Source organism: Mycolicibacterium sphagni (genome assembly GCF_002250655.1).
GTDB lineage: Bacteria > Actinomycetota > Actinomycetes > Mycobacteriales > Mycobacteriaceae > Mycobacterium > Mycobacterium sphagni.
Genome location: NZ_NOZR01000002.1, coordinates 129,304 through 141,226, shown reverse-complemented (window position 1 = coordinate 141,226; position 11,923 = coordinate 129,304). Strand labels below are relative to the sequence as shown.

Genomic DNA, 11,923 nt, shown 5'->3' with positions numbered 1-11,923 from the left:
CCGACGTCGTTCAGAATAGCCGCACCTTTTCTACACCGCCCGGTTAGCCAGCCGATACATCCCCGTGCACTCGGCGGGTCGCGCGATTTCACTGCTCGCGGTGCATCTGGCACAATTGAGCAGTTGCCGCGCGGGCCGGGACTTTTTCCGCCTGCTGCGCCAAACACCACGTGCCCGAAATCCATCGGCCCGGCGATCGCCAGCGCGTTTGCGCAGGCAGTCGGCTGCGCCGCGAACCGCAAGGAAGTGTCACCGATGAACACGCTGGACTTCGTCGACCAGGCGTCGCTACGCGACGACATCCCGACCTTCAGCCCCGGGGACACCATCAATGTCCACGTGAAGGTCATCGAGGGCAACAAACAGCGCATCCAGGTCTTCAAGGGTGTCGTCATCCGTCGTTCCGGCGGCGGCGTCCGGGAGACCTTCACCGTGCGCAAGGAAAGCTACGGCGTCGGCGTCGAGCGCACCTTCCCGGTGCATTCGCCCAACATCGACCACATCGAGGTCCTCACCCGCGGTGATGTGCGTCGCGCGAAGCTGTACTACCTGCGCGAGCTGCGCGGCAAGAAAGCCAAGATCAAAGAGAAGCGATGAGCTTCGACATTGGCTTGAGCGAAGCGTGAGCCTGTGGCGGCAGTGACCAGTCAGCTTGTCTGACTACGCTAATCACGTGACCGACAACACGGGCTCGGACGACTCCGCGCCGGACGCCTCCACTGCGACAGACGCTCCGGACGAATCCACCGCCGACGAGGCTGCGGAAAAGCCGGAAAAGAAGCGCTCAGCGCTGCGCGAGGGCGCAATCCTCGTCGGCATTGCAGTGGTCCTTTACTACGTGATGCTGACGTTCATCGCGCGTCCCTACCTGATTCCGTCGGAATCGATGGAACCCACCCTGCACGGCTGCGCCGGCTGCGTCGGCGACCGGATCATGGTCGACAAGGTCACCTACCGGTTCGGCACGCCGCGGCCCGGGGACGTCATCGTCTTCAAGGGCCCGCCGAACTGGAACGTGGGCTACAAGTCCATCCGGTCGAGCAACGCCGTGCTCCGCGGCGTCGAGAACGCGTTGTCGGTTGTCGGATTCGTGCCACCCGATGAGAACGACTTGGTCAAGCGGGTCATCGCGGTCGGCGGTCAAACCGTGCAGTGCCGCGCCGACACCGGCCTGACCGTCGACGGCAAGCCGCTCAAAGAGCCGTACCTCAACGCACAGACCATGATGGCCGACCCGCTGGTTTACCCCTGCCTGGGCAATGAGTTCGGTCCGGTCAAGGTGCCGGACGGCCGGCTGTGGGTGATGGGCGACAACCGCACCCACTCGGCGGACTCGCGCGCCCACTGCACCAGCACGCCGGCCGACGCACAGAAGGGCATCCTGTGCACCGGCGACCCGATGGCGGGCACCGTTCCGGTGAGCAACGTCATCGGCAAGGCGCGGTTCATCGCGTGGCCGCCGTCTCGGTGGGGTGGTGTGTCCTCGGTCAACCCGCAGCAGGGCTGACCGTGCCCTCGATGACGTGGCCGCCGCGGACGGTGATCCGTAAATCGTCGGGGCTGCGCACACTCGAATCCGCCTTGTATCGAAGCGGTTTGGGGCCGGTGGCCGGGGTCGACGAGGTGGGCCGCGGAGCCTGCGCCGGACCATTGGTGGTGGCCGCGTGCGTGCTCGGCCCGAATCGACTCGAGAGCCTGGCGGCCCTCGATGATTCCAAGAAACTGAACGAGAAGACCCGCGAGGAACTGTTCCCGGTGATCCGCCGGTACGCGCTGGCCTATCACGTGGTGTTCATCCCGGCTCCCGAGGTCGACCGCCGCGGTGTACACGTGGCCAACATCGAGGGCATGCGACGGGCGGTCGCCGGGTTGCCGGTGCGGCCCGGGTATGTACTGTCCGACGGCTTCCGGGTGCCGGGCCTGCCGATGCCGTCGCTGCCGGTCATCGGCGGGGATGCCGCGGCCGCCTGTATCGCGGCAGCCAGCGTGCTGGCCAAGGTCAGCCGTGACCGGCTGATGGTGGAGATGGACAACGAACACCCGGGCTACGGCTTCGCCGACCACAAGGGCTACAGCACGCCGGCGCACAGTGCGGCGCTGAACGAGCGCGGACCCTGCCGTGAGCACCGGTTTTCCTATATCAATGTGCGGCGGGTGGCGGGTATCGGTGGGACCGAGATGGTGGTCGAGTGCTCATCACCGCGGCGCGGTGATGAGGTGCCAGTCGAACGCGACAATCAGGTGTGAGTCAAGATGGTTGAACCCCGATGAAACGACAAGAGGACCGCTGAGCCGATGAGTGCCGAAGATCTCGAAAAATACGAGACCGAGATGGAGCTCTCGCTGTACCGCGAATACAAGGACATCGTGGGGCAGTTCAGCTACGTCGTGGAGACCGAGCGTCGCTTCTACCTGGCCAACGCCGTCGAACTGGTGCCGCGCAACACCGACGGTGAGGTCTACTTCGAACTGCGGCTGTCCGATGCGTGGGTGTGGGACATGTACCGTCCGGCTCGTTTCGTCAAGCAGGTTCGGGTGATCACCTTCAAGGACGTCAACATCGAAGAGGTTGAGAAGCCCGAACTGCGGCTGCCCGAGTAGGTCAGCGCAGCGCGGCGTCGATGGCATCGGCGGACAGGATCTGTTCCAGAACGAGCGCGGCGCTGCCGATGTTGCCGGCCTTGTCGCGATAGGTGGACGGGACGACCTGCAGATAGCGGGTGGCCAGCGCGGTTGCATTGCCGTACAACGTTTCTCGTAGTCCGGCCACGAAGACGTCGTAAGCACCTGACATGTCGCCGCCGACGACCAGAACCTCGGGGTTGAGCAGGTTCACCGCGGGGGCGATCACCTCGCCGACGTGGCGGCCGCTTTCGCGCAGCAGCCGGCGCACCTCGCTGTCTCCGTGGTTGGCCAGTTCGACGACGTCGCGGATGTGGTTGACGGAACGGCCCTGCTCCTGCAGCGTGCGCACGAGTGCCCACCCGCCCGCTATCGCCTCCAGGCAGCCGGTGTCACCGCAACGGCATGGGATACCCGCAGCCGCGGCAGTCTTGTTGTGGCCGAACTCGCCGGCCGCGCCCAGTGCGCCCCGCTGCAGGACACCGCCGGCCACGATGCCGGCACCCAGCCCGGTGGACGCCTTGATCAGCAGCACGTTGTCGTGGATCTTCAGTGGGCTGCGGCGCTCGGAGAGGGCCTGAACGTTGGTGTCGTTGTCGAGCACGACCGGTGCCGGGGTCAGCTTGCGGAAATAGGGCTCCAGCGGGACACCGTCCCAGCCGCTCATCACCGGGGAGGCCAGGCTGCAGCCGCGCTGCTGGTCGACGGTGCCGGGCAGGGACACTCCTACGCCGAGGATGTCGCGGGCCGGCCTGCCGGTCTCGTCGAGCAGCACCCCGAGGCGTTTGACCAGGTCAGGCATGAGGTCGTCGGGGCCGATGCGGATCTCGGAGTCCATGTCCGTCAGGGCGTGGATATCGCCGGCCAAGTCGCACACCGCCAGCCGGGTGCGGCTGCGGCCGATGGCTGCTGACAAGACCACGCCTGCGTCGGCGTTGAAGCGGACCAGCGCCGGAGGACGGCCGCCGGTCGACGGACCTTCCTCGCCTTCGGACACCAGACCACGGCGGGCCAGTGCGGAAATCCGGCTACCGACGGCCGTGCGCGACAGTCCCGTGAGTCCGCGGATCTCGGTCCGCGTGGTGGCCACCCCGTCGCGAATAAGCGCGAAAACTTCCCCCGCGGTGGCGGGGGAAGCAGAACGCCTGGTGACGGGCATCTTTCCATTGAACCAAGATCTATGCCCTGTAGTAAGTAATAGAGACACCTATCACTTTTGCTCTTTAAAGGCGTAAGTCAGTTGGAAGCGCGGTGAAAGTGGCGCTAGGGTCGGGATAGGAATCGAATGCTGCACAGCGGCAGCTACCGCCACCGCACAGAAAGTCGATACCTCTTTGACCGTCACCTCCCGGCCCGCCCAACCGGCGGCGTCTCCCGCGCTGTGCCCCGCCAGGGCACGACTGGGCATTGTTGCCCTCGCGCTCGGCGGATTCGGCATCGGCACCAATGAATTCGTCTCGATGGGTCTGCTGCCCGAGATTGCGCGCGGACTACACATCTCCGAGCCGACCGCAGGCCACGTCATCTCTGCCTATGCGCTCGGCGTGGTAGTCGGTGCGCCCGTGATCGCCGCGCTGACGGCCAAGTTCAACCGCAAGATCGTGCTGATGAGCCTGATGGCGCTGTTCGCCATTGGCAACGTCGTCACCGTGCTGGCGCCGAGCTATCCGGTGTTGATCGGCGCGCGTTTCCTGGCCGGCATTCCGCACGGAGCCTTCTTCGGGGTCGCCGCGCTGGTGGCGGCACAGCTGCTCGGACCTGCGCAGCGAGCCAAGGCCGTCGCACAGGTGATGACCGGGCTGACGGTGGCCACCGTGATCGGGGTACCACTGGCGGCGTGGCTGGGCCAAGCGTTCGGTTGGCGCAGCGCGTTCGCGTTGGTCGTGGCCATCGCAGTGGTGACATTGGCCGCGATCTGGATCTGGCTGCCTGACCTGGCGGGCGGTCACACCACCAGCACCCGCACCGAACTCAGCGCGTTGCAGCGTCCGCAGGTGTGGCTGGCGCTGGTGATCGGCATGGTCGGCTTCGGCGGCATGTTCGCCGTCTACACCTACGTCGCCACCACTCTGACCGACGTATCGGGAGTGTCTCAGGCATGGATTCCCGTGGGACTGATGGTTTTTGGTATCGGCATGGTGGTGGGCAACTTCGCCGGCGGACGGATGGCCGACCGTTCGGTGATCCGGGCGCTGTACGTCTCGCTGGCGTTGTTGGCCGTCGTGCTGGCGATCTTCGTTGCCGCCGCGCACAACCCATACACGGCGATGCTGTTGTTGTTCGGCATCGGCGCGAGCGGGGCGGCGATCGCGCCCGCATTGCAGACCCGGCTGATGGACGTCGCCGCAGAGGCCCAGACTCTGGCCGCTGCGCTGAATCACTCGGCGTTGAACATCGCCAACGCATCCGGCGCGTGGATCGGTGGACTGGTGATCGCAGCGGGGTACGGATACACCGCGCCGGCCGCGGCGGGCGCCGTGCTGGCCGTCGTCGGGCTCGTGGTGCTCACCGCTTCGGTGGCGCTGCAGCGGCGTCTTCCGGGGGTGTCGGCATGATCCGGGCAGTCATTGCTTTTTTCCGGCGGCTGCGCGGGCCGGTGCATGTTGAGCTGTATTTGCCTGCGCGGCAACGTGTCACGATCGTGATGGGGGAGCGAACTACGAGGAGGGCGAATTGATGGCCGATCATGTGATCTTCCGCTACGACCCGCAGGACCAGCTCCAGATCACCTTCCGGGGTGTTCCGAGCGAGTGCGCCGGCGGCGCCAGCACTCTGGGCGAGGCCCGTGCGTCGTACCGGATGTGCTTGTCGGCGCGGCTGCATGTGGATCGGCGCGAGTTGCCACCTGTCGTCGAACATATCGAGGGGCGGGTGTGTGGCATGTGGGTGCGGACCAAAGTCGGTGCGGTGCATCGGGATAAGTGCAGCGATAAAATGCTCCTGCAGATCCTTCTGGCCGAACAATCCGGACTTCGTGATGAGGTGACCCGGCTGACCGAGGCTGGGGTCGAGCCGGTGGTCGTGCTCGCTGAGCCTGACCATCTGATCGAGACGTTGCTGGACCAGATGTCGGGGCGGGATGCCCTGGTAGTCGCCCATTCCGACGACAATGGCTCTGTCGGTTGGGGTTTGCTCATGGGATCGCAATCATCTGGCGGACAGGGTCTTCCGCGTGTGCGCGATGACGCGGAGCTGCGAGCCACGGCGGTGGCGGCGTTCACGCAGACTTGCTCGGGCGTCGGCCGGGTGGTGCAGCGCCGCGCCGCTGCGGATATCGCATCATGACCGCCTTGCTCGATCGCGGGGTTGGCGACGCGCTGTCCGGGAACACTCATGTGCAGGACGTCCCCGAAGGGAGGACCGTGCGTACGACACCGGAATGCTGGCTGACCGACATGGACGGTGTGCTCGTCCGCGAGGAGCACGCGCTGCCCGGGGCCGCGGAGTTCTTGGCGTGCCTGATCGACAAGCAACGCCGATTCCTGGTGCTGACCAACAACTCGATCTACACGCCACGTGACCTTGCCGCGCGGCTGGCGCGTTCGGGACTCGACGTGCCGGAAGAGGCCATCTGGACCTCAGCCATGGCCACCGCGGCGTTTCTGAACGATCAGTTGCCCGGCGGGTCGGCATACGTCATCGGTGAGGCGGGGCTGACCACCGCCCTGCACGAGACGGGTTACACGCTGACCGACAGCGATCCGGACTTCGTGGTGCTCGGCGAGACGCGCACCTACTCGTTCGAGGCGATCACCAAGGCGGTCCGGCTAATCGGCAAGGGTGCCCGCTTCATCGCGACCAATCCCGACGTCACCGGACCGTCGGCCGAAGGCCCGATGCCTGCGACCGGGTCGGTGGCCGCGATGATCACCAAGGCCACTGGGCGCGAGCCGTATTTCGTGGGCAAGCCGAATCCGATGATGTTCCGCAGTGCTCTGAATCGGATCGAGGCGCATTCGGAGAGCACGGTGATGGTGGGCGACCGGATGGACACCGACGTGGTGGCCGGCATCGAGGCGGGGCTGGAAACCATTCTCGTGCTGACGGGGTCGACGACGCTCGAAGACGTTGAGCGCTACCCGTTCCGGCCGGCGCGGGTGCTGCCGTCGATTACTGAGGCGATCGACCTGATCTGAAATCCGTTAAGGCGCAGTTTGACTGACGTAGACTTCCGCCAAAGAGGTGGGGGAGTACGCGATGATCTGGGTGCGAGTATCGGTAATGAGTGCGGCCGTCTGCGCGGTCCTCGGGGGATGTTCGTCAACGCAGGCCCACCAGGAACCGCAGGGGCAACCAACTGTCGCGAACGGTGTGGTGGCGTCGGCGCCACCGAAACTCGCGCACCTCGTCGGCGATCAGAACGCCATCACCTTCGACTTCATCTACCCAGAGGGAAATCCACACTGGACCGATGAGGCCAAAGCGGCGCTGAACGACGCTGCCGATACCCTCGCCGCCGACCTCGTGGCTCCCAAGCCCGTCACCGTCACCTACAAGCTCTCGGACGACGACAACCCCGACAATCTCGCGCAGGCATCCAGTGCTCTGGTCGACCAAGAGGCGCCCGGCTACTTCCGGACCGTGGTGTAGCAGAAACTGATCACCGGCGAGGACGCGAACGGCGACTTGCCCGACGGCGAGATCGACATCAACTGGAAGGCCGACTGGGCCTTGGGCGATGACGTCGCGCCGGACCAGGCTGACTTCAAGGCAGTGATCATGCACGAGATGGGGCACACACTGGGCTTCGACACCAACATCCAGGGCCCAGGGTCGCCACCGGTTACAAACCATCCGATATTCGACAGCTTCGTCGTGAACGCCGACGGGGTGAAGGTGATGAACGACGACTTCACTTTCAACACCGCATTCGAGCCCAATCTGACCGGCGGCAACGGCGGACTGTTCTTCGGTGGGCCCAACGCCATGGCCGCCTACGACGGTAAACCCGTGCCTCTTTTCACTGACCCGGTATGGGGCGTCTCCAACGTGACGCATCTCGATGGCCGCACTTTCACCGGCGAGAACAAAAAGATTATGAATTCCGGTAACGAGGCCGGCGACGGACCGGAAGTGCATGTGCTGAGTCCGGTCGAGCTCGGCATCTTCGAAGATCTCGGCTACACGGTGGTGCAGCACTAGTTCCGGGTTCGTCCCTGTTGACGAATCTCTGATTGGGGATAACTGCCCGGTTTTCGGGGTGTTGCGGGTAAGACCTGTCGGTGTGTGTCGGTCGGTTCGTCGACGCTGCTGCCATGACGACATTCACGCGCAACCAGCTGGGCGCGTTGGGGGAGCAGCTGGCGGTTGATCATCTGACCGCTCTGGGGTTGCGGATCGTGGCCCGCAACTGGCGCTGCCGGTACGGCGAGCTCGACGTGATCGCTGCGGGCCCCGATCGCACGGTGGTGTTCGTGGAGGTCAAAACCCGTACCGGTGACAGGTTCGGCGGCTGGGAGCAGGCCGTCACGCCAGCCAAGGTGCGGCGCATCCGGCGGCTGGCCGGGTTGTGGCTGGCCGAGCAGGATCGCAGCTGGGCGGTGGTCCGCATCGACGTGATCGGTGTGCGTATAGGCCGCCAGCGCACCCCGGAGCTCACGCACCTGCGTGGGGTCGGCTGATGTCACTGGGGCGGGCTTACTCGGTCGCGGTGCGCGGCCTCGATGGTGAGATCGTCGAGATCGAGGCGCATATTTCCTCAGGGCTACCCGGGGTGTTCCTGGTCGGACTGCCCGACGCCGCATTGCGGGAGTCCCGCGACCGGGTTCGTGCCGCAATCACCAACTGCGGCAACGAGTGGCCGCAGTCTCGGCTCGTGCTGGCGTTGTCGCCGGCCACCTTGCCCAAGATTGGTTCGCTCTACGACATCGCCATCGCGGCGGCGGTCCTGTCAGCGAGCCGCAAGAACCCGTGGGATCGCCTCGAGAAGTCGGTGATGCTGGGGGAGCTGGCGCTCGACGGCCGCGTGCGCCCGGTGCGGGGTGTACTGCCTGCGGTGCTGGCCGCCAAGCGGCAGGGCTGGCCCACCGTGGTGGTACCAGTTGCCAACCTCCCCGAGGCCAGCCTCGTTGATGGCATTGAAGTGCTTGGAGTGCAGACACTTCGGCAGTTGCATGACTGGCTCAGGGGCAAAGCGCGACTCGACGAGCGCGTCGCCTCGCCCGCACCTACGGCCGAGCCGGTCGCTGACCTCGCCGATGTGGTGGGGCAGACGCACGCCCGGTTCGCCGTCGAGGTCGCCGCGGCCGGGGCGCATCACTTGATGCTGACCGGGCCACCGGGTGTCGGGAAAACCATGCTGGCCCAACGACTTCCCGGGCTCCTTCCTGAACTCACCGAAAGCGAGGCTCTTGAAGTCACCGCGATCCACTCGGTGGTGGGGCTGCTATCCGAAGACACCCCGCTGATCACCCGCCCGCCGTTCATCGCGCCCCATCACTCGTCCAGCGTCGCAGCGCTGGTCGGCGGCGGCTCCGGCATGGCTCGCCCCGGCGCGGTCAGTCGCGCGCACCGCGGGGTGTTGTTCCTCGACGAGTGCGCCGAAATACGGGTCAGTGTCTTGGAATCACTACGAACACCGTTGGAGGACGGCGAGATTCGACTGGCTCGTCGCGACGGCGTGGCGTGCTACCCGGCGAGATTCCAGCTTGTCATGGCCGCCAACCCCTGTGCGTGCGCGCAGGCCGACCCGAAAGACTGCATCTGCTCGTCGCACGAGAAACGCCGCTATCTCGGCAAGCTGTCCGGTCCGCTGATGGACCGGGTCGATCTGCGTGTGGAGATGCACATGGTCAGGGTCGGTGCCTTCGCACCTGATGCAGCGGAAAGCACTGCGGCCGTGCGTGACCGGGTAGCCCAGGCTCGCGCGGCCGCCGCTGAGCGCTGGCGCCGATACGGCTTCACCACCAACGCCGAAGTGACCGGATCGGTGTTGCGCCGCAAGTTCCGGCTCGACAGCACCGCGATGGCGCCGTTGAAAACCGCACTGGAACGCGGCGTGCTGAGCATTCGCGGGGTCGATCGGTCACTGCGTGTCGCGTGGACCATGGCTGATCTCGCAGGGCGTACCTCGCCGAACGTCGACGATGTGGCGGTGGCGTTGAGCTTCCGCCGAGGGGAGGTCAAGCCATGACAGACGCTGCCGAGGTCAGAAAACTGGCGTGGGCGTATCTGTCCCGGGTGGCCGAGCCGCCCTGCGACGAAATCGCCGACCTGGTCGCCGAGGTCGGACCGGTGGAGGCGTCATACCGCGTCGCTGGAGGCGAGGTGAGCCCGGCGTTGGCCGAACGTACTGCTGCGCGGCGCAGTATCGATGCAGCAGAAGCAGATCTGGACCTGCTGGTGCGTCGCGGCGGCCGGCTGATCACCCCCGCGGACGACGAATGGCCGACGCTCGCGTTCGCGGCGTTCGGCGGAACGGCCGCGCGAGACAAGCCGCAGGGCCGACCGCCGCTGGTCCTCTGGGCCATCGGCCCGGCCCGGCTCAACGAGGTCGCCGAGCGGGCCGCCGCGATCGTCGGCACCCGGGCTGCCTCCGGCTACGGCGAGCATGTCGCCGCCGACCTCGCGGCCGGGCTGGCCGAACGCGAGGTCGCCGTCGTGTCCGGCGGTGCCTACGGGATCGACGGGGCAGCGCACCGCGCAGCATTGGCGGTCGAGGGACCGACGGTGGCAGTACTGGCCGGCGGCATCGACAACCTGTATCCGGCGGGGCATTCCTCCCTGCTGCACCGGATCAGCAGCTCGGGCTTGTTGCTGACGGAGTATCCACCCGGTGTTCGACCGGCACGGCACCGCTTCTTGACCCGCAACCGGCTGGTCGCCGCGCTGGGGAAGGCCACCGTCGTGGTCGAGGCGGGCGTGCGCAGCGGGGCGGCGAACACCGCCGCGTGGGCACGGGCGTTGGGCCGAGTGGTCTGCGCGGTGCCCGGTCCGGTGACGTCGGCATCGTCCATGGGATGCCACGCCCTTCTCCGCAACGGTGCGGAGTTGGTGACCCGCGCTGAAGAGGTCATCGAATTGGTCGGGCGGGCAGGTGAATTGGCCGACGAGGAACCGCGACCGACCGGGCTACTCGACGGTCTGAGTGACGCCGAGAAGCAGGTGTACGAGGCACTGCCCGCGCGTGGCGTGCGCAGCGCCGACGAAATCGCGGTGGCCTCGGGCCTGCCGTCCACCGCGGTGCTCGGACCGCTGGCGATGTTGGAGATCGCCGGTCTGGTCCGTCGCGAGGACGGCTGCTGGCGGCTGGTCCGCGTTCCGGCTCAGTCGAGGTAGTCGACCTGACCAGCGCTTGGATACGTATAGTCGAGACGGTTGGCTATCGATTTTCGTCGGGAGGCGATGTGGCGGGTCGACCACTACACACATTTCAGGTCGTCAGCACCGAGCAGATCGCACCGCACATGGTGCGCGTCGTCCTCGGTGGCACCGGCTTCGACACGTTCAAGCCGGGCGAGTTCACCGACTCGTACGTGAAGTTCGTCTTCCTGCGTGACGACGTGGACGTGGCGAAGCTAGAGCGGCCGCTGACGCTGGACAGCTTCAAGGAGCTCTCGCCCGAACAGCAGCCCACCGTGCGCACCTACACCGTGCGCCGGGTCGACGCCGCGGCACGCCAGATCACGGTCGACTTCGTGGTGCACGGCGAGCACGGCGTGGCCGGGCCCTGGGCGGCCGCGGCCCAACCGGGCGACACGATCTACCTGATGGGCCCCAGTGGCGCATATTCACCCGACCCTGGCGCCGACTGGCATCTGTTCGCCGGTGACGAAGCAGGCCTGCCCGCGATCAGTGCGGCACTGGAAGCGCTGCCGTCGAACGCGATTGGAAAGGCTTTCATCGAGGTCGCTGGACCCGAGGATGAGATCGACCTGGTTGCACCGGAATCCGTCGCGATCAACTGGATCTACCGCGGTGGACGCGCCGACCTCGTGGGGGACGAACGCGCCGGTGACAACGCCCCGCTGATCGAGGCTGTCACCACTACCCTTTGGCTGCCGGGCCAGGCGCAGGTCTTCATCCACGGGGAGGCCCAAGCCGTCATGCACAACCTGCGGCCCTACGTCCGCAAGGAGCGCGGCGTCGACGCAAAATGGGCGTCGATCTCCGGCTATTGGCGGCGCGGCCGCACCGAGGAGACCTTCCGGCAGTGGAAGAAGGAACTGGCCGACGCCGAAGCCGGCCAGGACTAGGGCCCGCGAGCAACGGAATAGTCACGACGCCCGGACACGCCGCGCCTCCATGCACGCGCGTGCGTGCATGGATGCAACCGTAGGGGAGTGGACCCCGGCGACTACGC

Annotated in this window: 14 protein-coding genes; 13 read left to right on the top strand and 1 reads right to left on the bottom strand. The window is 66.3% G+C overall.

Annotated features, from left to right (window positions below):
* Window positions 1-255: 255 nt before the first annotated feature.
* The 4 genes from rplS to CG716_RS02695 all read left to right on the top strand — a co-directional run bounded on the left by rplS (window position 256) and on the right by CG716_RS02695 (window position 2,601).
* On the top strand, window positions 256-597 hold the full coding sequence (gene rplS / locus CG716_RS02710) for a 50S ribosomal protein L19 (RefSeq protein WP_094476204.1): 342 nt from the start codon (window positions 256-258) through the stop codon (window positions 595-597).
* A 76-nt stretch (window positions 598-673) separates the two neighbouring features.
* On the top strand, window positions 674-1,507 hold the full coding sequence (lepB, locus tag CG716_RS02705) for a signal peptidase I (RefSeq protein WP_165774006.1): 834 nt from the start codon (window positions 674-676) through the stop codon (window positions 1,505-1,507).
* Window positions 1,508-1,518: 11 nt separating this feature from the next.
* Window positions 1,519-2,247, top strand: coding sequence for a ribonuclease HII (locus tag CG716_RS02700; protein WP_275988786.1), 729 nt, complete (start codon window positions 1,519-1,521; stop codon window positions 2,245-2,247).
* Window positions 2,248-2,295: 48 nt separating this feature from the next.
* Window positions 2,296-2,601, top strand: coding sequence for a DUF2469 domain-containing protein (locus tag CG716_RS02695; protein WP_094476198.1), 306 nt, complete (start codon window positions 2,296-2,298; stop codon window positions 2,599-2,601).
* 1 nt (window position 2,602) lies between these two features.
* On the opposite strand, the gene CG716_RS02690 is transcribed toward CG716_RS02695, so the two are convergent.
* The gene (locus CG716_RS02690; RefSeq protein ID WP_094476196.1) at window positions 2,603-3,781 is read right to left on the bottom strand and encodes an ROK family protein; all 1,179 of its coding nucleotides are present in this window, start codon (window positions 3,779-3,781) and stop codon (window positions 2,603-2,605) included.
* Between the two features lie 175 nt (window positions 3,782-3,956).
* Here CG716_RS02690 and CG716_RS02685 point away from each other — a divergent pair, with 175 nt between their 5' ends.
* From CG716_RS02685 to CG716_RS02645, 9 genes are all read left to right on the top strand, one after another.
* Window positions 3,957-5,177, top strand: a complete 1,221-nt coding sequence (locus tag CG716_RS02685) for an MFS transporter (protein ID WP_094476194.1) — start codon at window positions 3,957-3,959, stop codon at window positions 5,175-5,177.
* A gap of 121 nt (window positions 5,178-5,298) precedes the next feature.
* Complete coding sequence (locus tag CG716_RS02680; protein ID WP_094476192.1) at window positions 5,299-5,907, top strand: hypothetical protein; 609 nt, start codon at window positions 5,299-5,301, stop codon at window positions 5,905-5,907.
* 110 nt (window positions 5,908-6,017) lie between these two features.
* The gene (locus CG716_RS02675; RefSeq protein WP_275988805.1) at window positions 6,018-6,758 is read left to right on the top strand and encodes an HAD-IIA family hydrolase; all 741 of its coding nucleotides are present in this window, start codon (window positions 6,018-6,020) and stop codon (window positions 6,756-6,758) included.
* An 85-nt stretch (window positions 6,759-6,843) separates the two neighbouring features.
* A complete protein-coding gene (locus CG716_RS02670) occupies window positions 6,844-7,212 on the top strand; it encodes a hypothetical protein (RefSeq protein ID WP_094476190.1) in 369 nt (122 codons plus the stop codon).
* Window positions 7,213-7,248: 36 nt separating this feature from the next.
* On the top strand, window positions 7,249-7,764 hold the full coding sequence (locus CG716_RS02665) for a hypothetical protein (RefSeq protein ID WP_094476188.1): 516 nt from the start codon (window positions 7,249-7,251) through the stop codon (window positions 7,762-7,764).
* Between the two features lie 113 nt (window positions 7,765-7,877).
* Window positions 7,878-8,243 (top strand): YraN family protein, encoded by a 366-nt coding sequence (locus CG716_RS02660; RefSeq protein WP_094476187.1) that lies wholly within the window; start codon window positions 7,878-7,880, stop codon window positions 8,241-8,243.
* Complete coding sequence (locus CG716_RS02655; RefSeq protein ID WP_094476186.1) at window positions 8,243-9,754, top strand: YifB family Mg chelatase-like AAA ATPase; 1,512 nt, start codon at window positions 8,243-8,245, stop codon at window positions 9,752-9,754. The genes CG716_RS02660 and CG716_RS02655 overlap by 1 nt, the downstream gene beginning before the upstream one ends.
* Window positions 9,751-10,899: a DNA-processing protein DprA gene (gene dprA / locus CG716_RS02650; RefSeq protein WP_094476185.1), complete on the top strand. Its 1,149-nt coding sequence runs from the start codon at window positions 9,751-9,753 to the stop codon at window positions 10,897-10,899. The genes CG716_RS02655 and dprA overlap by 4 nt, the downstream gene beginning before the upstream one ends.
* Window positions 10,900-10,967: 68 nt before the next feature.
* The gene (locus CG716_RS02645; protein ID WP_094476184.1) at window positions 10,968-11,816 is read left to right on the top strand and encodes a siderophore-interacting protein; all 849 of its coding nucleotides are present in this window, start codon (window positions 10,968-10,970) and stop codon (window positions 11,814-11,816) included.
* Window positions 11,817-11,923: the final 107 nt, after the last annotated feature.

Excerpts from the sequence above, each read along its gene's own strand:
- rplS (WP_094476204.1), top strand. The coding sequence starts at position 256 with ATGAACACGCTGGACTTCGTCGACCAGGCGTCGCTACGCGACGACATC.
- CG716_RS02700 (WP_275988786.1), top strand. The coding sequence starts at position 1,519 with ATGACGTGGCCGCCGCGGACGGTGATCCGTAAATCGTCGGGGCTGCGC.
- CG716_RS02695 (WP_094476198.1), top strand. The coding sequence starts at position 2,296 with ATGAGTGCCGAAGATCTCGAAAAATACGAGACCGAGATGGAGCTCTCG.
- CG716_RS02690 (WP_094476196.1), bottom strand. The coding sequence starts at position 3,781 with ATGCCCGTCACCAGGCGTTCTGCTTCCCCCGCCACCGCGGGGGAAGTT.
- CG716_RS02680 (WP_094476192.1), top strand. The coding sequence starts at position 5,299 with ATGGCCGATCATGTGATCTTCCGCTACGACCCGCAGGACCAGCTCCAG.
- CG716_RS02675 (WP_275988805.1), top strand. The coding sequence starts at position 6,018 with ATGGACGGTGTGCTCGTCCGCGAGGAGCACGCGCTGCCCGGGGCCGCG.
- CG716_RS02670 (WP_094476190.1), top strand. The coding sequence starts at position 6,844 with ATGAGTGCGGCCGTCTGCGCGGTCCTCGGGGGATGTTCGTCAACGCAG.
- CG716_RS02660 (WP_094476187.1), top strand. The coding sequence starts at position 7,878 with ATGACGACATTCACGCGCAACCAGCTGGGCGCGTTGGGGGAGCAGCTG.
- CG716_RS02655 (WP_094476186.1), top strand. The coding sequence starts at position 8,243 with ATGTCACTGGGGCGGGCTTACTCGGTCGCGGTGCGCGGCCTCGATGGT.
- dprA (WP_094476185.1), top strand. The coding sequence starts at position 9,751 with ATGACAGACGCTGCCGAGGTCAGAAAACTGGCGTGGGCGTATCTGTCC.